Here is a 21,139-nt window from a genome sequence, read left to right as displayed (position 1 = left end):
TATATTCCTTTACAAAGATATTGCATCAAGTTCTTGATAAACAGCGAGAGTATCTTGGTAACATTTTTCCCATGAAAAGCGACTCGCTTGTTGAAATCCTTTTTGAATGATATCGCTGCGTACCTGTTGATTATATAATGTGGAAAATGCTTGGTTAAAGCTTGCCACGTCAGCTTGTTGAGTGAGTATGGCTGCTGAGCCCGCCACTTCTGGAATAGAAGACACGTTAACCGCTATTACCGGACAACCTGAACGCATGGCTTCAATAACCGGTATACCAAATCCTTCGTAGCTAGAAGGATAAAATAAGCAATGAGCGCGATTATATAATTTATTTAGCTGTTCATCGGTTAAGCGCCCCAACCACTCGTATCGACCAGGTATTGTCGCTTCAAGCAACTGGAGTTCTTCATCAGACAACTTACCACCACCGACAATTGATAGCGTTAAGTCTGGTTGATGCTTTAATGTTTGTACCGCTAAGGTAAAGTTTTTGTACCATCCACGGGCGCCGATAAACACCACTTCATTCGTTTGTTCTGTATTATCGAGCGGGTAGTAATCAGATGACACACCATTGTAAACCACTCGAATTTTACTTGGATCGATAGGGCAAAATTTCATTAAATCATCGGCGGTGTTTTGCGATACACAGATAACTAAATGGCTATTACGAATCGCTCTAAATTTTTGCCAAGAATGCATCCATTTAGCAGGTCCTTTTCGGTACAGCTCATAGGTAAAGTCATGTACTGTAGTCACCGTTTTTACTTTTTGTTTGGCTAAACGGTAATGAGTTGAGTGAAAAACAGTATCGTTAGTGACTTGTTGGAGGTTTACGTCTCGCCATCTTTCTTGCCACTTGGGAGCTTGAAAGTTTACTTGGGTGTTTTCGCCAAATAGTGGGATATGACCTTGTGTGTCTTTAAACCTAATATAGTTAAGATTGATTTTGTTGTTTTGCATAAAAGAAAGTATTTGCGCAAAGTAAACGGTACAACCACCGTTGTCTTGTAAGTTTTCGATAATACCATCAACAATCAGTTTCATTTTTTTCCAACTTAATTTTTGCTTTTTGTACAGTGAAATAAAAAACACTTACCAGAAATAGATACATTAGAGGGCTGAAATAGCCGACACCACGAATAAAAAACTCGAGAAAACTGGCTAGAAAAATGGCATAAAAAAATACATCCATTTTAGAAACAGATGCATTGCTTCTTAGTGTTAAGAATACTTTTAGATAAAAGATTAAGTAACCACATAGAAATGCGATTCCGAATATACCAAACTCGCCGACAAGTTTAGGGGCAGTTGCGCCGCCATCAAATTGATTAATACTGAAACCAAGCAATGCATAAAGCTTGTCGGACACAGAACCGTAAACAGTGGTTACACCAAACTGTTGAAAACCACCACCTAGGTACGATTGAGTTGTTAATGTCTCTATCGCATTTTGCCAACCCTGAAATAATACCAGTACAGATAAGTTGTCGTTATCACCAGAGAGAACCAGTCGATCGGTAAAATAGCTTAGGCTATCGATACCCAGCAAGGTGATTAGCGCACCAACAAATAACGTAAATAACAGTGCTGCAAATACTAAGTTTTGTCGGGTAGAAATCGTAAACGCTAATACAACCCCCATCAACAGGGTTAAATTTTGAATATAGCCAGCCCAGCTTGCAACAATAAGCAGGAGTAATAACGCTTTATTTCGAGAAAGAGTGAGGCAAAAATAGATTAAAAACGGGGTGACTACTAATGCAAAATGTGACGGTTCAAGAAACAAAAATGTTGGCTTAGCTAGCCCTGTACTAAAAAAATCTATTTTTGTTAAACTAATTAACCCATTTAATAACAATAAGATGCCACAAATATTAACTACATTGTAAAAATGATATGTAGTTGAGTTATTTTTTAAATATAAAGCGGCTAAAAAAGCTGATAGCACAACGATAAATATACAGGCAAAGCTGAAAATAAATCGTTTTGCATCCACTTCAACTAGCATTGGTAATTGTTGGTTTACAAAAAATAGGTGCACAAAAATAAACAAACAACATGACACTATAATGAGTAAAGCAAAAATAACGCTTTGGTCGAGTTTGACCGTTCTGTGTAAATAAAAATGAATGCCTAAGAAAAACGAAATACACAAAGAGGCTGCTACAATCCCTAGTGTAAAAGATGACTGGCCTAATAAAATCATCGTTAAAGAAGGGAAAAATAATATCATTGAAAAAGCAAAAAACATCAATAATGCTTGCGGTGTATTACGATTACATTTTGAAACCATCCGCCATCCCTTTTTTTATCGCCTGACTAATTTCAGGGGTGGCTGATAAAAGTCTAATACCACGAGTCGATACAGTGTAAAGCAAACTAATATACTTTCTTATGCCACTAATGTTTTTACGGATAAAGTAAATTCTATTTCGAGCTAGATGATAGGCTCCAAAGTAGGATAAATCACCACCAGTTGAGCTCCCCACTTTGTGATAGATTACCACATTTGGCAGTAGTTCTACTTTGTATCCAGCTTGGTTACAACGAAACAAGAAATCAGTGTCGTCGTAGTATGCAAAGTACTTTTCATCCATACGCCCTACTTTACGAAGCAATGCCGCCGTAACCATTAAGAAACAGGTAGGTGCGTAGTCAAACGATGCACGTTGTATACTTTTAGGAATGTATTCATCATCTATACTGTGATGAGGAGCAACGGCTTTAATTGAGTCGATATATCCGCCAGCGTACCAGATTTTTTTTGCCGGATAATTGAGGATAACAGGGCTACACATATTTAATGCATCTGCGTTCATGCTGTTGACTAGATTGGACAGTACATTTTCATCTTTAAAAATCAGGTCATTGTTAATAAACAATACCAGATCGCAGTTGTCATCTAATGCAGCATCTATCCCCTGATTATTACCGGCTGCGACTCCAACGTTATCGCCTTTGTTATCGATAAAGGTAACAGGGATTTGATAACGTTCAGCTAGCTCTCGCGATTTGGCTAACGGCTCAGGAATGGTACTATTGTCAATAATATAAACCTGATAGTGTTTATAATTCTGGCAGGACAAGCTAACAAAAAAGTCGTCTAATACGTCTGGTGAGTTAAATAAAACAGTAACTAGACCCAGTTTTTTATGTTGATTCATGGTTAACTTTTTTCCAAGACTGGCTTTCATGACAATAACGTTTGATTATTCTGGCTGGTGCACCAGCAACTACACAGTAATCTGGTACATCTTTTGTGACGACAGAGTTTGCACCGATGATACAATTTTTCCCAACTCTAACATTCGGACTAATATGTGCCCCGTAGCCAACAAAAGAATCATCCCCAATATATACAGGGTAAGCACCTTGAGAGATTCGATCGCCAATTTTATGTTCACTATTTATTTCATCGTAGGGATGAATCACGTCGACAATCGAACAACCGCCAGTAATGGTTACATTGTTACCAATTTGAACTAAGTAACGTGCGACGATATGTACATTTTGTTCTATATTGACATTATTACCGATCTTTATAACAACTTCGTTTTGTGGATCAACAACTTCAATTCTTGCACCATTTCGAATGAGTACGTTATTACCAACAGAGATATGTTTATAATTCAATATTAATAGTGGTTTAATTATTCTACTTTTACTACCGAACTGAAACATAAGTAAACGATAGAAAGTTTGTGAAAAAAACAAATAAAATAAGCTATTAAACTTAACGATTAAATTCATTAATACCAATCCATTTATTAAGATTAAGATCGTACTTTTTAATTAACTTGGCAGGATTCCCCGCGATCATTGAGTATTCTGGAAAGGACTTAGTGACAACTGAGCCAGCACCAACTATACACCAATCACCTAATTTAATGTTAGGCATCACCTTAACACCAAAACCAAGGAAGACGTTTTCACCTAAAATGATACTACCTTTATCGAAACTAGATTGTTGCATTATTGGACCCTTAAGCGGATCAAGCCCATGAGAGAGCGTACTTAAATACACATAATCACTTAATACACTATTAGCGCCAATAGAAACTTTTGAGCCTGTATGTATATTACAAAATCGCCCAACATATACATTATCATGTATTTGTATCGTGGCGTCCTTATTATCGTTAAGGATAAAAGTACCAGCGTGATGAATAAATGCTGTTTTACTAATGACGACTCTTTTATCTAAACGTCGGTACTTTAGTTTGTAGTACAAATTTATCAATTTACCAAACATATAACCACCAACATCAAATTAAAGGCTTAGTATTATCTAAGATAAATTTAACTCTATACACATTAACCTTAATCATATAAATTACTAATATAGAGATAATTAATAGAATTGAAGAATAATAACTACTCACGGTTAAAGAGTTAAATAAATATACTGATAGTACGGTAAAAAAAGGGATGATCAGAAATGATAAAAGAATGGTTATGAGACTCTGATCTAAAATGGTTTCTTTTGAGTATTTTAATGTATAGACAAACATAATCGTAATAGCTGAGATTATAGTCGAATATGCTACACCGATTGCACCAAATTCTTTGACTAAAATAATCGAAAGTATGAAATTCAACACGCCTTCGAAAACAGGAAAGTGGGCAATTTTTAGTTGCTGAGCATTTGCAACTAGTTTCATACCGTAAGGTGCAATAACCATTCGAATAGCAAACGCGACCAATAAGTAATTGAAGTAGTTATTGGCTAATGTGCCATTACTGTCGCCAACCCAAAGCTGAAGTATCGGTAAGGAGATATAGCTGGAAAGGTTAACGCCTAGGAATATCGTCAATGCAAAAATCATCGATAACGACATAACCAGTTCATCAACCCCTTTTTGGTTACCACTCTCATTCAGCTTGACTATAGGTTGAATGATTGGATTTACAATCGCACCAAGCAAACCGACAATGGCGTTAACCATCGTCATCGCAAGAACAAAAAAAGCAAGATTATCGAAGTCGTAAATAGAAACAACAAAAATACCAATTCCTGATATCAGAAACTGCGCCACATTCCAAATCGTTAGCCCACCAAAGAACTTAATAAGCTCGTCAATTTTACCTTGTAAACCAAATGAAAAATGATGTTGTTCAAAAGCGCAAAACTGTTTATACATAAACAAATATGAAATCACATTAATCACAAAGTAACCTGACGCGATTGCAATTAAGCCATAGTCGGCTAAAAATACCACTACAATACCAATAAACACTCTAGATATTAGGTTAATATTTGCCGTGACATGGTTCTTTTCAATTCCGATGAAATAACCAATGAAAACCGTCGCAAATATACCGAGAGTAAATGAGCCAAAAACTAGTAAGAATGCTATTTTTGATTCAAAAATTATCTCATTTGGAATACTCGAAAATATTGATTCAAAATTAACAAGAACAACAGAAAGTACGAGTAGGAAAAATATAAAAATATAGAGGATAATATTGAAGTAGTTGTTAATAACGCGATTTAACCCTAGCTCATCATTTTTAAACTTGAACTGAGATGTAAAGCGACCTATGGTTATTTGTCCTGCTACGCCAAAAATACTAACCGCAATTCCAGCTTGAAGACAAATAGACCAAACTGAAAACTCATCCAAACTTAATATATTTATCAAAAATGGCGATATTACAATGCCTAAGATAACATTTGAAAAACCATTAATTATATTAGCCAAAGAGTTTTTTAATAAACGATTAAACCCGCTCATTAATTGGTTCTTAACACTTTTGAAAACTCGGTAATCATGTCTTTTAAATCAACTAACACATTATTAGGCGTAAAGTCTGTAATCAATTGATTTATTGTAGTTATGTCTGTTATTGGAAAAGACTCATTAGGGAAATCTATTTCATGCCAGATAATCTCACTTTGTGTATATTCCTGTAACACATCAGCAATTTGTTTTGCGGTGATGTTATAACCTGCAGCTACATTAATGATCTGATTGTGGCATTGATCGGTTGACGCAATTTCGATACAGCTAGAAGCAACATCTTTTACTGAAACATAATCTTTGGCATAATCTTTAGCGATATACATGTCAACTTTGCCATGGTTTATCGCATTACGAGTAATAGCGGGTAAAAATAACGGACTATTTAAGGCAACGCCATAAACATTACTTGGCCTAACAATACAGACATTTCGACCGCTTTTAAGGCATAACTCTTCTGCGACTAACTTAGTTAAATTGAATAGACGACGGTTATCATCAACACAAACAGTTAGGTTTGCTTGTTCATTAGCTAATGCTTGATTCATGTATACTCGAGTTGAAGATACATAGAGTAAACGTTCAAACTTTGCATGCTGCAATAGTTGGGCTAGTAGACTGACATTGGCTTCTAATACAGAAAATGGGGTATTTTTACAGTCGCCGTTGCCGGCGCAATATAAAACAATCCCCAGATCGCGCTCGAACAAACTCGTGTCATCTCTTGCAGGTACAAAGGTACTATGGCCTTGAGCTTGAAGTTGATTGACGATTTCTGAACCAATAAAACCTCGGCCACCAAATACGGTATAAAGCGCCATTTATTGCCCCCACCCGTTAATAAGTTTATCTTTAATCGCGTCTAATGTGGGTTGAATCATGTCTTTATCAGATAATAGTGGTTTGCTTAATGGCCATTGTATTTGCAGGCTTGGATCGTTCCACAATAAACCACTTTCGTCTGATGGGTCATAGTAATCTGTGCATTTATATTGGAAGTCTGCAGTGTCGCTGAGTACACAAAAACCATGAGCAAACCCAGGTGGCACGTAAAACTGTAACTTATTTTGTCCGGTTAATATTATCGCTTCATGTTGTCCGAATGTTTCAGAGCCTGGGCGTAAATCAACCGCAACATCGAAGACTTCACCATCTGTTACCGTGACTAGCTTCCCTTGAGGTTTCGTTTTTTGAAAGTGCAAACCTCTTAGAACACCTTGGCTTGAACGTGAACGGTTATCTTGGACAAAGTCAGCATCTATTCCAGCAGCTTTGTAACGTTCAGCTTGAAATGTTTCATAGAAGAAACCTCTATCGTCACCAAATACTTTGGGTTCAATAATTAACAAATCTTTAATTTTTGTTTTGATAATATTCATATTGGTTTCTTTTTTGAAATTATTTTGTAATGTTCAATAAATATTGACCATAACCAGTTTTAGCTAAGGTTTGTGCAATGTCGCGTACTTGCTGTTTTGTTAACCAGCCCTGTAATAAGGCTATTTCTTCTAAACAGGCAATTTTGAAACCTTGTCTTTTTTCAACTGTCTGAACAAATTGTGACGCTTCTAACAATGAGTCATGAGTACCTGTGTCTAACCATGCAAAACCACGTCCTAATTGCTCAACGTTTAGGTTACCTTGCTCTAAATAAGCCTGATTAACACAGGTAATTTCAAGCTCACCACGTACAGATGGTTTAACATTTTTAGCAATATTGACCACAGAATTATTGTAAAAATAAAGTCCTGTAACAGCCCAGTTTGATTTAGGCGTTGTCGGTTTTTCTTCTATTGATAACGCTTTAAAGTTTTCATCAAACTCGACGACACCAAAACGTTCTGGGTCCATGACTTGATAACCAAATACCGTTGCTCCAGATAGGTTTTGAACTGCATGCTTTAATTGTTTACCAAACGCTTGGCCAAAGAAGATGTTGTCACCCAATGCTAAGCAGACATCGTCTGAACCTATGAATGATTCACCTATAATAAATGCTTGAGCAAGGCCATCTGGTGATGGTTGAACTTCATAAGTAAGGTTTATACCAAACTGACTGCCATCACCTAATAAACGAATGAATCCATCTTGTTCTTCTGGAGTAGTAATGATGAGGATTTGGTTAATTCCCGCCAGCATTAATACCGATAATGGGTAGTAAATCATTGGTTTGTCATAAATAGGCAGTAATTGCTTTGATACGCCTTTTGTTATGGGATGTAGTCTTGTACCTGAACCACCGGCTAAAATAATGCCTTTCATAAAACCTCGAATACGGATTACGGTATATGCTAAACCGAATCATAAAATAATAATGTTACCCACTGGCTTAACTGCATATTGCTGCAACTTATGCGTTAATACCTAGACGCTCACGTTGGTAACTGCCATCTTGCACGTGCTGGCACCATAACTGATTATCTAAGTACCATTGAATGGTTTTGCGTAAGCCAGTTTCGAATGTTTCGACTGGTGTCCAGTTGAGTTCTTTACTCATTTTGCTGGCATCAATGGCATAGCGTCGGTCGTGACCAGGTCGGTCGGTAACATAAGTAATTTGGTCGGCATAAGGATTATTTTTAGGCACTAAAACATCTAAAATTGTACATATCGTTTGAACAACTTCGAGGTTTTGTTTTTCGTTATGTCCGCCTATATTATAGGTCTCGCCGACTTTACCTTCTGTTACCACTTTATAAAGCGCACGCGCATGATCTTCTACATATAACCAATCACGAATTTGGTCACCTTTGCCATAAATTGGCAACGACTTACCTTCTAGTGCATTTAAAATAACCAGTGGGATGAGTTTTTCAGGAAAATGGTAAGGACCATAGTTATTAGAACAATTAGTGATCACTGTTGGTAATCCATAAGTGCGTAACCAAGCTCGAACAAGATGATCGCTTGATGCTTTTGACGCTGAATATGGGCTGCTGGGGGCATAAGCTGTAGTTTCAGTAAACAAAGGTAAATTAGTTGTTGCTGAAACCTCATCTGGATGAGGGAGATCGCCATACACTTCATCTGTAGAAATATGATGAAAACGAAAAGCCAACTTAGCTTCTGGCGTAAGTGTATTCCAATATTCGCGGGTTGCCTCAAGTAAGGTATATGTACCGACAATATTGGTTTGGATAAAATCAGACGGACCGGTAATTGAACGATCAACATGGCTTTCTGCTGCTAGATGCATGACTGCATCTGGTTGATAAGTAGCAAAAACACGTTTTAACTCTGCGTGATCGCAAATATCCACTTGTTCAAAATGGTAGCGAGAATTGTCGTTAACTGTTGCTAGCGATTCGAGGTTACCTGCATAAGTGAGTTTATCGACATTGATAACACTGTCTTGAGTGTTAGCGATGATGTGACGAACAACTGCAGAACCAATAAACCCTGCACCACCTGTAATAAGAATTTTCACAATATGTCTCTTTTATCTATTTACCAAATCGAAAACTATCTGCCCATTCCAAAGAGAACCACTCTTATGGTTCGGAATAAAATTTTGACATCTAACCTGGTACTATGGTGTTTTATATAAAAAATATCGTATTTATGTTTCCAGACTGCATCTTCAATAGAGTCGCCATATGGGTAGCGTACTTGTGCTAAGCCAGTAACTCCTGGCTTAACTGCATGACGAAAACGATAGTATGGAATTTCTTTCTCGAGTGTATTGATGAAAAATTCTCTTTCTGGACGCGGGCCAACTATCGACATTTCGCCTTTGAGAATATTTAAGATTTGCGGTAGTTCATCAATACGCGTTTTACGAATAAATTGACCGACTTTAGTCACTCGAGCGTCATTTTTAGAAGCCCATTTTGCACCTGAGCTTTCGGCATCATTTCGCATTGATCTAAATTTGATCACTTCAAATTCGATATTGTATTGGCCGGTGCGTTTTTGTTTATAAAACACATTGCCTGGACTTTCTAACTTTATGGCTATGGCCGTTAATAGTCCGATTGGCAATGCCACAATGGACAGTAATAATGCCGCGACAACGTCCACCACTCTTTTTGCTAATTGAGTGCGTTTTGTCGACAAAATTGAAAAAGCTTTTTGGTGCAGAAAGTAGCTGCTATGTAACAGGCGTACTTCTGTATAGCCTAATCGTCCATCTAAGTAACTGACAAGCGGTTCAACCCATGCACCTAACTCTGTTGCGACAACCAGAAAATTTCGCTGCTCTTTGGTTAAGCTGGATGCCTGATAATGACAGATCACTTTTTTGCTGAAGTCTGTAATTGAGAAATCATTGATTATTATATCAAATGAAAAATCATCGATTATTTGACCTATCATAATCTCTAATTCGATAGGACAGTAAACATAGATAACCTTCTGCGTTAGAGCCTGACGTCTAGATTTAAATCTATTTGTTATTAGCATAAATTTGGATACTTCAATTAAATAAGGACTAAATCACTAAGATTTATTTTTTGAAAAAATAACGAATAATGCTGATAAACAACCCTAGAAAAATACCAGAAAAAACACCTAATAATACAATTAATCCTCTTTTAGGTTTAGCCTTTTCTTGGGTTACTTGCGCTGGATCAATCGTTTTAAAAACATATTCATTACGAACTTCAGCAAACATAATGGTTTTTGCTTGTTCTTCAACTAATTTATATAGAATTGAGCGAATATCGGCAACATTGGTTTGTTCGATTTGCTTTTTGAGGAAAGCAATACTGCGCTCAGCTTCATTAACATCACGATTTTTCATGTCTGCGTTTATGTCAGCAATTAACCATGTTACCCACTTTTGTGCCACTATTGGCGAAACATGTTCGATTGATAATGATGTCATTCCGGTGTCTTTAGATGTTGAAACTATCATCTTAGCAACAAACTCTTTGTAAGCTTCTTGTAATGAAGGTTTAGCTGTAAATGGTTCAGAGACATCACGAGTCCATGTGTTACTGGTAACGTCGTAATCATCTAAATCATAGTTCAACTCTTTACTATTATAGTCCCATGATTTAGCTGCCATCACATCGGCTAAAATATCGTGCTTTTCAATAAAGTTTTGAATAAAAAAACGTGAGGTTAGCACCTCTATTGCCAGTTTACTCTTATCACTACTTCCAGTATTACCTAAATTGATACCAGCCATGCTAGCTAAACCACCAAATTGTCCAGCCAAAGCAGCTAAACCACCGCTGCCTTGCTCTGCTTCTGCTGGTGCCAATAATGCATCAGATCGATAAATGTTAGGCTGATATAGTGCAAAGATAACTGCTGCAACGGACAATAATAAAGTTGTGACTGCAATTAACCATTTATCTTTCCATAATGATTTTACTAGCAAGCGAAAGTCAATTACATCATTTTCTGTTGCAGGAAAAGCTTGCTGTTCTGGCTTATAAACATCGTCATATATGTTTAGTTTGTTCATATTATTATCTTTATCTTTTTATTCATTCAAGTGATTCAGTATAAAACTATTTTCAATACTAGACTGAACGAGGTTACAAACCTGAAATCGCTGCAAATGCGACGGCGGTGTTATAAATAATCTGTGTCACTTGGGTCCAAAGGGTTAAGTTATCTTTGTACTCAGTGTCTAACGGAATGATAACCGTGTCGCCAGCCGAAATTTGAGATTCGGAACTAAACCAGATGCTCTTAGTTGGCATCATCACTGAACCATTGGCTTTTATAACATAAATTCGGTCTTCGTCTCCGCGCTCTCTCGAGCCACCAGACATTTGTAAATAATCTTCTAACGTTAAGCCTTCTTTAAATCTATGGGTCGAAGGATGCTGAACCTCACCCATTACTGCAACAGTTTGCTTAGTCGTTGGAACATACAATACGTCACTGTCTTCAAGTTGAAGATCGGCTTCTGGGATACCTAATTTAATTGCATTTAAATCAACAACCAAACGACCTACCGCTTTTATGTTTTCCAAATCAGTTAACATTAGCTGAGCTTCGGAATAATTAATGGTCGATCCATCTTTTGAAACACCACGAGTGGCAAGATCTCGACGTAATTGGTCAGCTAACTTCTTAATTTCGAGTTGTTCTTGCATGCGCACGGATTCGCGCACAAATACTGACGCTGAAGGATATGCGAATTCAGTGAACCCACCAGCTCTAGCGATCACGTCAGATAGCCTTTCACCACGTCTAATGTTATATGTGCCGGGAAACTTAACTTCACCTTTAATTTCAATAACTTTTCTTTCTTGCCACTCTGGAGTCGTCAGAATAGTCACCATATCACGACCTTTTAGCTCGAGATTGTCTTCCTGACTACCATTAATCGCGGCATGAAGGTTAATGGTTTTATGGATAATATCCGATATTATGGACGTTGTGTGTGTACGTGTTAGTTCTGCTCGCTCAGTGTAGGCACCTTCTAACAGCCCACCAGCAGCTTTAAGCAAATCGGTTACGGTAGCGTTATTTGTTAAAGGATAAACACCTGGATGGCGAATTTTACCTGCTATAGCAACAATTTTTATACCTTGTTGTGCGTTACCCTGAAGCGTCAGTTTGGTTACGATAGGATATAATAACTCTTTTCGCGACATCACATTACTAAGCTTGATTAAGTCACGATCTTCAAAAAGATTTGATAGCATTTTGGCAACTTCGCTACTGACTAGCGACTGTTCTTCTGATTCTTTTTCACTTAGGACAACGCCCGCAATCTCATTGGTATATTTTTTTGCTACTGAATTGTCTAATGTTTCGAACCCTGCTTTGAAAAGATCTGCATCCAGTAATGAATCACCTTTCAATGCTTCAACTTTACTCACGCGTTTCTTTACTAACGAGTTTAATTCAAAGCGATTTTGAGTATCGTCGTTAAAGTTAAATATCATCACTTTATCACGAGGCTGTAAAGCAAGGTTTTGAACAGAATTAGGAGAAGTAATTGCTTCACCTGGAGCAAACTGTAACGTCTCGATGTCGCCGTGCTTATTTATTTCACGAATGATTAAGCCATAATCTAAATCGGCAGATATGAGTAAATCCCCCCATATTGATGGCATGAGATCGCTAATACGCTGTTGCTTCCATTGGTATTTACCAGGACGAACCACTGCACCAACTACCGTAATGGCATCTTCATACTGATTAGAAGCATTTTTAACTCGAATGTAATCGCCAGCTTTAGCTAAAGTGTTGTTACCTTTGGCGGAAGTTAAATCGACATTTACTATGGTTTTTAAGCCATTGGCATTATAACGCTCAATACTGCTATTTTTCGGATAAGCACCTTGCTTGATACCAGCAGCCATATTGATGACGTCGGCAATAGTTTCATTCTTTTTCAGTTCATAAATAGCTGGGCGCTGAACTTCGCCAGCGACACTGACTAAACCGCCAATTGATGGGATGAATACCACGTCACCAGAACGGAGATTAATGTCCCCAGAAGCATCACCACGAAGCAATAAATCATATAAGTCTAATGAGCCGACTAACTTACCGCCACGCTTAACTTGCACATTACGAAGACTACCAATTTCATTGACACCACCAGCTACGAATAACGCCTGAGTGATAGTTGATAAACTTGATACGGTATAAGAGCCTGGTTTGTAAGCATCACCAGCGATGAAAATACGAATTGAACGTAATTCACCCATAGTAATATTTGATTCAATACCAATCATTTGCTGCTTTATGCGCTTAGACAGTTCTTGACGTAAATCGGAAAAGCTTAATCCAGCCACAGATACAGGACCTAAATCGGGGATTTGTACTGTACCATCACGATTAATAGTTAAGCTGTATTCATTGCTTTCTTTGCCGTATAACTGAACTTTAATAACATCACCAGGCCCAACCATATAATCACTTGGAACAGGAACATCTGTTACTGGTGCAAACGTTGTCGGTTCGCCTTCAAACATTTCGTAACCAAAACGTTTTAGTGCGTCTTTATCACTGTCTTCTTTAAAATCAAATTCGTTCTTTTTCTTTTTTTCTTTGTATTGATCTTTATCTTCTTTATTGTCTTTATCTTCACGAGGTTCAACTACGTTAGGATTTGTAACGTTAACAGATTTATTGGAACTACCAGAAATCATTGATGGATCGATACCATATTGACGGGCGATTCGTTCCTGTTCTGCTTTAGGTAATTGTTTAAACTGTTCAAGCATCTGCGGTGTAGGTGTCACAGCATTGGCTTGTGTTGTTAAAATAATAAGGGCTGATAAGCCAGCTATTAACAAGTTTTTGGTTTTATGTAACACCAGGTATCTCCAATATTATTTTGTGAATAGACAAATAAAGTTTTGTCATTAATGCAGTTAAAAAAAGATAGTGAGCGATAGCTTCACAGTTAAGATTTAACCACCTAGATTCTAGGTTAATACGCAAATAGTACGTCAAGTTCCACGGACCAGTGCTAAAGCTTACAGAACCTAGCGTTCTAGTATCAGGGCTTTTATTGCACGCTACCGCCCATGGATTACGGCTTCCAACATGCCCTTCGCTGTACGAATCTTTAATTTTTATTAGCTTTTAACTGAAACAAGCACTAATCAAGCGCGGAATTATAATCAAAAACAGACTCGGATGCTCAAGTAAAAAATACCTAAACACTTGTATTATGTTAAATAAAAGTAAAAACGCTATTTAAACGGACAATATTTAACCGTTTAGGGGTGAAAAAGTCCTTTTAAACATTAGTCCTAAATTTACAAATGGACAATTTCCTACAACAAAAATCGCTATTCTCTGACAAACCGTTTGTTTAAGTCGGTTTATCGGTTGTTGATATCGCTTGTAAACTTGTCAATTCAACCAGAATTCGTTTTTGCTGCCCCATAATGTTAAATAACACATGGCAACGCTTATCAGGATTGTTCTCGTCAAAGATGGCTTCAAGATCTTTAAACGGCCCGTCGACAAATTTGACCTTATCGCCTTTATCTAACGACTTGCTCTCTTCTGGTACATAGCCTTGGACACGTCTTTTAAGCGCCGAAATAATTCTATCGTCAATGGGAGTCATGTCTTCTCGACAACCCACAATGCGGTTTGCACCACGAGTATTGTGGATTTTACTGACACTAGTAATTTGAGGATCGAAATAGATGAACAGATAGCTAGGAAACAGAGGCGCGGTAACCATTTGTGGTTTGTTACGCACTGTTTTTTGTTGGGTGATCATTGGTAAGTAGCTTTCAACTTCTTGCAAAGCCAAATTTTGCTGAGCACGGACTTCATGGCGTGGTTTGCAATACAGTAAATACCAAGATTTCATTATGTCTCACTTTTTAGATTTGTTCATCAGTCTGAACAAGTGACATCCCATTCACGGCTTAGGATACTAGCAAATTTCCCTATCCTTTTGAATGGGTATTTAAGCCTTAATGCCTATAAATACAGCGTTTAAATCATCAGCTGATTTTATTTTCATCAAAAACACAAGTCGTTATTGAGTAACTAATTGATTTATCATTCGACGTTGAAAAAACATTTTTAACATATGGCATTCGGTTAATTTTGTTTTATGTGTTCTAAAAAGTGGTAATTAACAGTAATTCACATCAAAAGATTCGCTTGAGAGTCAAAAAAGCCACTTTTGTCACTGCATCTAATGTATTAACAAAGTGATAAGTCAATCAAGACTGTAGACTGAACGATTTACCTGTGTCATCTAGGATATTAACCATTACGGCCTATAGCTTGAATCGACAGCATCATCATTGCGATGTGTAAGGATGCAACTAAGTTAGAGTCTGTTGGTCTTCCAAGCTTGTTGCTGCACATTAGTTGTTTATGAAAAAAATAAATGATAACACTGGGCCTTGCTGTGGCGTGATGCCACATAAAAGCCAATAACTCCCTTGAAATCGCCAACTAACGCTGCTCGAAGGATCCGCTAAAACGTTTTACTCTTTGTTGAGTGCATTTTCTCGAAGTGATAGTTGCTTAAATTGCTAGGCGGCATCCACTCACCTCGATTAACACCTTACATCGAACAAAATTCAACTGACAAAGGTCAACTGACCCTATTCCCACTAACAGTATAATCTTATTGTGTAGTGTGAACAGTTAACCTTATGCGCTTTATAATATTATTTAATACTAAAACACTGATGTAAAAGGACTCACACAACAAAAAAGCCTCGGTAATCGAGGCTTTTTGCTAGCGTTGTTTATTTAACATCAACGTTTACTGTGCTGGCTTAGGTGGATAATCCTTCATGACTGTATCAATAGCATGATTGATAATCTGGATCCGCTCTTCAGGGGTGTTTTGCTCTCGAACAGTATCAGCTACTGTGCCACGCCAAATAAGCTTACCTGTTTTGTTGTCGACTAAGTCGACCATTAAGGTACCAACATCGTATTCACGAACTGTGGTCTCAGTTTGCAGGCTGCCACCTAATCCCCAACGTGGACCATAATATGGGTTATAACCGAAGTGGCTATTAAAGGTGTCGATATTGATCTTTTTATCTACTTTGGTGATGTAGTTAACCAGCAAGTCTGCATTTTGCTTGTCTGTTTTACTGATACCTTTTTGGCTCAATTGGGTTTCGATTGCGGCACGAACACGTTGATCCATGAGTCCATCGAGATGATAGCCCGCATCATCAACCTTCTTCTCTACCCATGAGTAGGTTTTATATTGATTAAATGATACCGACGGATCGAAGTCTGAAGATGATTTTAAGGTACTACATGCGCTCAATGCCAATACTGCAGCAGCGATAAATAGGGTTTTCATACAGGCTCCAAAAAACAAGACGTTAATTGTTATTAGCTTATAGAGAGCAAAGGCGTTGTCAAGTTAACAAGATTTCATAACAAATTAACGCTAGTCACTAGAACGCTTCGCGGCTAGATTCTATAACTTCTTAACAACGAAGCTGTCCCAAGAATTGCAGTAGGACATAATCAGACCTAGAGACGTACATTACTAATCCACACTGTTTGATATGGTTGCAGTTGCATGGGTTGGGTGATGTCTTCTATTTGCTGCCCGGTTAATAGGTCGACCCAGTATTCTGCAATAATAAGGTTAAGTTCATTAATGGGCAGATCAGTAATTTGGTCCGATACATTACTGATGCAGAAGATACTTTGTTTACGATTACGACTTTGACGCCAGAAACCAAATAGCTGTAACCCAAGGTGCAAGGTAAATTGAGTCGCATTAGGATGAAATGCAATTTGCTGGGTACGAATATTGATTAGATGAGTGAGCGTCGTTAACACTTGGCTGTGGTCGCTGTGAGTATCACTCAGTTGATCTGTTAGTTGATTGAGATCCCAACGGTGACGATTGATAGCCCGATTATGCGAAGTATTAGCTAGCTTTTCATAGTCATTGCGAGTTCCCAATAAACTGTGAATATAAATACCTGGAATGCCTTCTAGGGCTAACATAATGCTATGCGCGCACACAAAACGTTGCATCCCCCATGAGTCTTTGCCTTTAGTGGTGCCTTGAAGTGCATCAAACAGCGCGATGTTCATTTCATACGGTTTTTGCTGGCCATCTTCTGTGGTTCTGGATGAAATTTGGCCGCCAAACAGTTTCATTGTCTCGACCAGAGTATCAATCTCATCATCTTCAAGTAAGCCTTCCGCTGGACGTAAACCAATACCATCGTGAGAGGCAATAAAATTAAAGTATGTGGTGCCATCTTGAGCAGGCGGCATGCTCATAAGCCAACGCTTTAAATACAAACAGCTGCCAGTAATAAGGCTGTTGATCAACAAAGGTGGCAAGGAAAAGTTATATATGCAATGTGCTTCGTTAGCATTGCCAAAGTAAGTTAAGTTTTGAGTATTGGGGATATTGGTTTCGGTAATGATTATGGCATCTTGCTGCGCATGCTCGATCAGGGTCCGCAATAAACGCACAACCTCATGGGTTTGCGATAAATTAATGGATTTGTTACCGACTATTTTCCATAAAAATGCCACCGCATCGAGGCGAAAAATACTCACACCGGCATCTAAATATTGACGAATGATGCGCACAAACTCGATTAATACTTGTGGATTGCGAAAATCAAAATCAACTTGATCATGGCTAAAGGTGCACCACACATGTTCCGTGCCGTTAGGTGTTTCTGTTGGTCTTAATAATGCTGAGGTTCTTGGCCGAACGACAGCGCTTAAGTCATCATTTGGATTGGCAGTAAAAAAGTAATCATGACCTATACCCTCACCTTTACAGAAATTCTCAAACCATAAGCTCCGACTAGAGCAATGATTGATCACTAAATCTGACATTAACCTCCGTTTACTGGCAATAGCACTAATGTCTGCCCACGAGCCTAGCCCTTCGTTGACGCTTGAATAATCAATAACTGAAAAGCCATCGTCTGAACTGTAAGGGAAAAAGGGTAAAATATGCACTGCGTTGATGCAACTTAGATAGCTGTCGATAAATTGCGCCAGTGTGGTGAGCGGTCGCTCGCCTTGTTGGATCACACTGTCACCATAAGTGATCATTATGATGTCTTTTTCAGACCAATGATTTGCAAAAGGCTCAGGTACTTGGCAATACTCTGTGATACGCATGATATCGATAAGCTGAGTTGCCAATGCTGACAAGCTGATATTAATGTCAATATCATTATAAATGCAGCTAAGTTGTTGCTGCAGCTTTTGCTGTAATCCATCCATTACTGACATAAAGTGTCCTCGTTAATCGTTTACGTTAACTAAACTCAGCGTTGTCGGCTTCAACTGCGTCTTTAAGTTGCTCAAGTACATCGGGCATGGCACTCACCACTCGGCTCCAGGTTGGCATAAACGGAGTTTCCATTGGATTATCTAAAAAGCGTTGCCCTGCTGTAACGATATTTTGGGCAAACATTTCTACCGCTTTTTCTTCTAAATGAATGTCCGTGGTCAAGCCATTCATGATGGCATCGTTATGGTAGGTTTCGACATAATCGAGTGCAATACGGTAATACGTCGCCTTGACGGTTCGAAACGATTCGTTGCTGAAAGTATGTCCTTGCGTCGCCAGTTTACGGAAAAAGGCTTTGGTGATATCAATCGACATTTTAGACAAACCAGCTTCTTCATTATCTAATGATAAGTCTTGATGTTTATGGTCGTAATTGTCAGCAATGTCGACCTGACAAATGCGGTTATGAGAATAATTGCGCTGCATTTCTGATAGCACACCAATTTCTAAGCCCCAGTCGCTTGGAATACGCAGGTCATTGAGCACGTCTCGTCTAAATGAAAACTCACCCGCTAATGGATAACGAAAACTGTCCATGTATTCTAAATATTCGTTATAACCGACCACTTTTTTAAGCGCTTTAATCAACGGCGTAACTAATAGGCGTGACACTCGACCATTAATTTGCCCATTCGAAATTCGCGCGTAATAACCTTTACTAAACTCGTAATGAAACTGTGGATTGGCCACTGGATAAAGTAAACGAGCCAGCAACGACTTTTCGTAAGTGACAATATCGCAATCATGCAACGCTACCGATTCCGTTTTGCCTGAAGCCAAAATATAACCCATGCAGTACCATACATTACGACCTTTACCCAACTCTTTGGGGGCTAACCCCAATGCCTGTAATTTTGCATCCAACGCTTGTAAGCGTGGGCCATCATTCCACAAAATACGGTGATGCTGCGGTAATTCACCAAAAAAGCTTAGCGCGTGTTTGTACTGCTTAAGATCGGCTCTATCTAAGCCAATGACGATTTCAGATAGATACGGCACCTGTTTTAATTTACTGACGATATCTTTAAGGGCATCACCTTCTAGTTCTGAATACAAGGATGGCAAAATGAGTCCTAACGGACGTGTTTTTGAAAACGTTATTAAATCTTGCTCCAGCTCCTCATGGCTACGTCGGGTTAAATTATGCATTGTGGTGACAATGCCATTTTGGTAAAAATCGGCCATATTACGCCCCTCCTAATGATAGTTGCTTTACAGGTGATTCAGCCGATGACGACAGCAGAGTTTGCTTAATGCATTCAGCCCAACCTTTAGGACCAAATTCACTACTTTTGATACTGGGATTTTTCGTCGCTAATGAAGGAAACTCATGAACGGGAGATTTGATTTGGATTGCCAGATCAGCAGCTTCGAGCATGGCGTTGTCATTACCACTGTCACCGAGTGCAATGGTGGTCACAGGAGTGTTATATTGCTTGGAATAGACATCCGCTAACCATTGCATCGCTTTGCCTTTATCAGTATCGCCACCAACATGAAGAAAGCGTCCTCCTTGCAGAATATGTGCACCAACACGGGTCATTAATTCAATAAAGACTTGTTTATTAGCTTCACTGCCTTGCCAAAGTACTGGCTCGGCATAATTCCGAATCAAAGCCAACTTGGCATTACCTGGTGATAAATCGGTGATCTCACATAATGCTTCAACTGATAGAGATGAAAAGCCAATAAAGTCATCGTTAAATGCTTGCGCATGTTGTTTTAACAAATCAAGCCAGTATTTTCGCGGCTGACAAAACTCTTTTACCCAATAATATCCTTGGGTAAATGTGTCTTGTGGTTGTTGGTCAAAGTAACCAATAGGAATATATATTGCCGCACCATTTTCTGAAATAAACGGTGAATTAAAACCAATGGTTTGTTGCAGCTTTTCCATTTCAGCAAAGGTTTTACTGGTATTGGCGATAATCGGAATTTTCCGTTCATTCAATGCTTCAATCACTTCAATCGCATGGCTAAAACTGTAGTCAAAATGATCAAGTAAAGTGCCATCTATGTCAGTAAAGATAAGTGGTCGTGTTGTCATATCCTCTCCTTTTCAATCATTTAACGAAACTAAGCATGGAGCGGACTGCGTCCTTCTAGAACGCTGCGCTGCGAGGTGCTATACAAGTAATAAATATAGCGAATGAGTCATTATCGCGCTTAATCTAATCCGATTTACTTAAGATAGATTCAGGATATGTGCCAAACGTAATAAGTTTGCACCTTAATGGCACAAACAGACTTTAACCATTGATATAATTGATTTTATTTTAAAAAAATAAAGATGAGGTAGAAAGGTGTATTGAACAGGATAAGAAGATATGTGCAACGATGAATAAAAATCGCACCATTTTGGGGCAAATGAAGTGATGACAAGCTATAGAGCCTAGATGCTAGAGCACTACGCTGCTAGATCCTATAAAATCTTAGCAGCGAAGCAACCCTAGCAGTGACGTAGTCACGCCCTAGTAGCGAAGCGACCCTAGCAGTGACGTAGTCACGCCCTAGTAGCGAGGCGAACCTAGCAGTGACGTAGTCACGCCGTAGTCGCGAAGCTAACCTAGCAGTGACGTAGTCACGCGCTAGTAGCGAAGCGACCCTGGCAGTGACTCAGTCACTCCCTAGTAGCGAACCGAACCTAGCATGGACGTAGGCACGACCTAGTAGCGAAGCGACGCTA

Annotated in this window: 18 protein-coding genes; all 18 read right to left on the bottom strand. The window is 38.5% G+C overall.

All coding sequences use genetic code 11. The annotated features are described in order from the left end of the window. Nucleotides 1-9: 9 nt before the first annotated feature. The 18 genes from H5114_RS19460 to H5114_RS19375 all read right to left on the bottom strand — a co-directional run bounded on the left by H5114_RS19460 (nucleotide 10) and on the right by H5114_RS19375 (nucleotide 20,500). Complete coding sequence (locus H5114_RS19460; RefSeq protein ID WP_182723827.1) at nucleotides 10-1,050, bottom strand: glycosyltransferase family 1 protein; 1,041 nt, start codon at nucleotides 1,048-1,050, stop codon at nucleotides 10-12. Beyond that, nucleotides 1,034-2,299 carry a hypothetical protein gene (locus tag H5114_RS19455; RefSeq protein ID WP_182723826.1) on the bottom strand — a complete coding sequence of 422 codons (1,266 nt, stop codon included), beginning with the start codon at nucleotides 2,297-2,299 and terminating at the stop codon, nucleotides 1,034-1,036. Before H5114_RS19455 ends, H5114_RS19460 begins: the two co-directional genes overlap by 17 nt. After that, on the bottom strand, nucleotides 2,283-3,170 hold the full coding sequence (locus tag H5114_RS19450; RefSeq protein ID WP_182723825.1) for a glycosyltransferase family 2 protein: 888 nt from the start codon (nucleotides 3,168-3,170) through the stop codon (nucleotides 2,283-2,285). Before H5114_RS19450 ends, H5114_RS19455 begins: the two co-directional genes overlap by 17 nt. Further along, entirely contained in the window at nucleotides 3,157-3,756 is a 600-nt protein-coding gene (locus H5114_RS19445) for a DapH/DapD/GlmU-related protein (RefSeq protein ID WP_182723824.1), read from the bottom strand. The genes H5114_RS19450 and H5114_RS19445 overlap by 14 nt, the downstream gene beginning before the upstream one ends. Further along, nucleotides 3,740-4,258, bottom strand: coding sequence for an acyltransferase (locus tag H5114_RS20660; RefSeq protein WP_182723823.1), 519 nt, complete (start codon nucleotides 4,256-4,258; stop codon nucleotides 3,740-3,742). The genes H5114_RS19445 and H5114_RS20660 overlap by 17 nt, the downstream gene beginning before the upstream one ends. A gap of 13 nt (nucleotides 4,259-4,271) precedes the next feature. Then, nucleotides 4,272-5,741: a lipopolysaccharide biosynthesis protein gene (locus tag H5114_RS19435; protein WP_182723822.1), complete on the bottom strand. Its 1,470-nt coding sequence runs from the start codon at nucleotides 5,739-5,741 to the stop codon at nucleotides 4,272-4,274. After that, on the bottom strand, nucleotides 5,741-6,568 hold the full coding sequence (locus tag H5114_RS19430; RefSeq protein WP_182723821.1) for an NAD(P)-dependent oxidoreductase: 828 nt from the start codon (nucleotides 6,566-6,568) through the stop codon (nucleotides 5,741-5,743). The genes H5114_RS19435 and H5114_RS19430 overlap by 1 nt, the downstream gene beginning before the upstream one ends. Further along, on the bottom strand, nucleotides 6,569-7,126 hold the full coding sequence (rfbC, locus tag H5114_RS19425) for a dTDP-4-dehydrorhamnose 3,5-epimerase (protein ID WP_182698170.1): 558 nt from the start codon (nucleotides 7,124-7,126) through the stop codon (nucleotides 6,569-6,571). Nucleotides 7,127-7,145: 19 nt separating this feature from the next. Next, nucleotides 7,146-8,009 carry a glucose-1-phosphate thymidylyltransferase RfbA gene (gene rfbA / locus H5114_RS19420; protein ID WP_101086424.1) on the bottom strand — a complete coding sequence of 288 codons (864 nt, stop codon included), beginning with the start codon at nucleotides 8,007-8,009 and terminating at the stop codon, nucleotides 7,146-7,148. Nucleotides 8,010-8,097: 88 nt separating this feature from the next. Further along, entirely contained in the window at nucleotides 8,098-9,174 is a 1,077-nt protein-coding gene (rfbB, locus tag H5114_RS19415) for a dTDP-glucose 4,6-dehydratase (protein ID WP_182723820.1), read from the bottom strand. 35 nt (nucleotides 9,175-9,209) lie between these two features. Continuing rightward, nucleotides 9,210-10,148, bottom strand: coding sequence for an exopolysaccharide biosynthesis polyprenyl glycosylphosphotransferase (locus H5114_RS19410; protein ID WP_182698172.1), 939 nt, complete (start codon nucleotides 10,146-10,148; stop codon nucleotides 9,210-9,212). Between the two features lie 43 nt (nucleotides 10,149-10,191). After that, complete coding sequence (locus H5114_RS19405) at nucleotides 10,192-11,160, bottom strand: Wzz/FepE/Etk N-terminal domain-containing protein (protein WP_182698173.1); 969 nt, start codon at nucleotides 11,158-11,160, stop codon at nucleotides 10,192-10,194. Nucleotides 11,161-11,233: 73 nt separating this feature from the next. Next, nucleotides 11,234-13,981 carry an SLBB domain-containing protein gene (locus tag H5114_RS19400; RefSeq protein WP_182698174.1) on the bottom strand — a complete coding sequence of 916 codons (2,748 nt, stop codon included), beginning with the start codon at nucleotides 13,979-13,981 and terminating at the stop codon, nucleotides 11,234-11,236. Between the two features lie 503 nt (nucleotides 13,982-14,484). Beyond that, nucleotides 14,485-14,997 (bottom strand): transcription/translation regulatory transformer protein RfaH, encoded by a 513-nt coding sequence (gene rfaH / locus H5114_RS19395; protein WP_182723819.1) that lies wholly within the window; start codon nucleotides 14,995-14,997, stop codon nucleotides 14,485-14,487. Nucleotides 14,998-15,912: 915 nt separating this feature from the next. Further along, complete coding sequence (locus tag H5114_RS19390; protein ID WP_182698176.1) at nucleotides 15,913-16,470, bottom strand: DUF4136 domain-containing protein; 558 nt, start codon at nucleotides 16,468-16,470, stop codon at nucleotides 15,913-15,915. Nucleotides 16,471-16,646: 176 nt separating this feature from the next. After that, nucleotides 16,647-18,392 carry a sugar phosphorylase gene (locus tag H5114_RS19385; RefSeq protein WP_182723818.1) on the bottom strand — a complete coding sequence of 582 codons (1,746 nt, stop codon included), beginning with the start codon at nucleotides 18,390-18,392 and terminating at the stop codon, nucleotides 16,647-16,649. A 25-nt stretch (nucleotides 18,393-18,417) separates the two neighbouring features. Further along, nucleotides 18,418-19,638: a glycosyl transferase gene (locus tag H5114_RS19380; protein WP_182723817.1), complete on the bottom strand. Its 1,221-nt coding sequence runs from the start codon at nucleotides 19,636-19,638 to the stop codon at nucleotides 18,418-18,420. 1 nt (nucleotide 19,639) lies between these two features. Continuing rightward, nucleotides 19,640-20,500, bottom strand: a complete 861-nt coding sequence (locus H5114_RS19375; RefSeq protein ID WP_259395344.1) for an HAD-IIB family hydrolase — start codon at nucleotides 20,498-20,500, stop codon at nucleotides 19,640-19,642. Nucleotides 20,501-21,139: the final 639 nt, after the last annotated feature.

Source organism: Shewanella sp. SR43-8 (assembly GCF_014163775.1).
Lineage (GTDB): Bacteria > Pseudomonadota > Gammaproteobacteria > Enterobacterales > Shewanellaceae > Shewanella > Shewanella vesiculosa.
The sequence above is the reverse complement of the archived record's forward strand: the minus strand, read 5'-3'. Positions and strand labels throughout refer to the sequence as shown.

Excerpts from the sequence above, each read along its gene's own strand:
- H5114_RS19460 (WP_182723827.1), bottom strand. The coding sequence starts at position 1,050 with ATGAAACTGATTGTTGATGGTATTATCGAAAACTTACAAGACAACGGT.
- H5114_RS19455 (WP_182723826.1), bottom strand. The coding sequence starts at position 2,299 with ATGGTTTCAAAATGTAATCGTAATACACCGCAAGCATTATTGATGTTT.
- H5114_RS19450 (WP_182723825.1), bottom strand. The coding sequence starts at position 3,170 with ATGAATCAACATAAAAAACTGGGTCTAGTTACTGTTTTATTTAACTCA.
- H5114_RS19445 (WP_182723824.1), bottom strand. The coding sequence starts at position 3,756 with ATGAATTTAATCGTTAAGTTTAATAGCTTATTTTATTTGTTTTTTTCA.
- H5114_RS20660 (WP_182723823.1), bottom strand. The coding sequence starts at position 4,258 with ATGTTTGGTAAATTGATAAATTTGTACTACAAACTAAAGTACCGACGT.
- H5114_RS19435 (WP_182723822.1), bottom strand. The coding sequence starts at position 5,741 with ATGAGCGGGTTTAATCGTTTATTAAAAAACTCTTTGGCTAATATAATT.
- H5114_RS19430 (WP_182723821.1), bottom strand. The coding sequence starts at position 6,568 with ATGGCGCTTTATACCGTATTTGGTGGCCGAGGTTTTATTGGTTCAGAA.
- rfbC (WP_182698170.1), bottom strand. The coding sequence starts at position 7,126 with ATGAATATTATCAAAACAAAAATTAAAGATTTGTTAATTATTGAACCC.
- rfbA (WP_101086424.1), bottom strand. The coding sequence starts at position 8,009 with ATGAAAGGCATTATTTTAGCCGGTGGTTCAGGTACAAGACTACATCCC.
- H5114_RS19410 (WP_182698172.1), bottom strand. The coding sequence starts at position 10,148 with ATGCTAATAACAAATAGATTTAAATCTAGACGTCAGGCTCTAACGCAG.
- H5114_RS19405 (WP_182698173.1), bottom strand. The coding sequence starts at position 11,160 with ATGAACAAACTAAACATATATGACGATGTTTATAAGCCAGAACAGCAA.
- rfaH (WP_182723819.1), bottom strand. The coding sequence starts at position 14,997 with ATGAAATCTTGGTATTTACTGTATTGCAAACCACGCCATGAAGTCCGT.
- H5114_RS19390 (WP_182698176.1), bottom strand. The coding sequence starts at position 16,470 with ATGAAAACCCTATTTATCGCTGCTGCAGTATTGGCATTGAGCGCATGT.
- H5114_RS19385 (WP_182723818.1), bottom strand. The coding sequence starts at position 18,392 with ATGTCAGTAATGGATGGATTACAGCAAAAGCTGCAGCAACAACTTAGC.
- H5114_RS19380 (WP_182723817.1), bottom strand. The coding sequence starts at position 19,638 with ATGGCCGATTTTTACCAAAATGGCATTGTCACCACAATGCATAATTTA.
- H5114_RS19375 (WP_259395344.1), bottom strand. The coding sequence starts at position 20,500 with ATGACAACACGACCACTTATCTTTACTGACATAGATGGCACTTTACTT.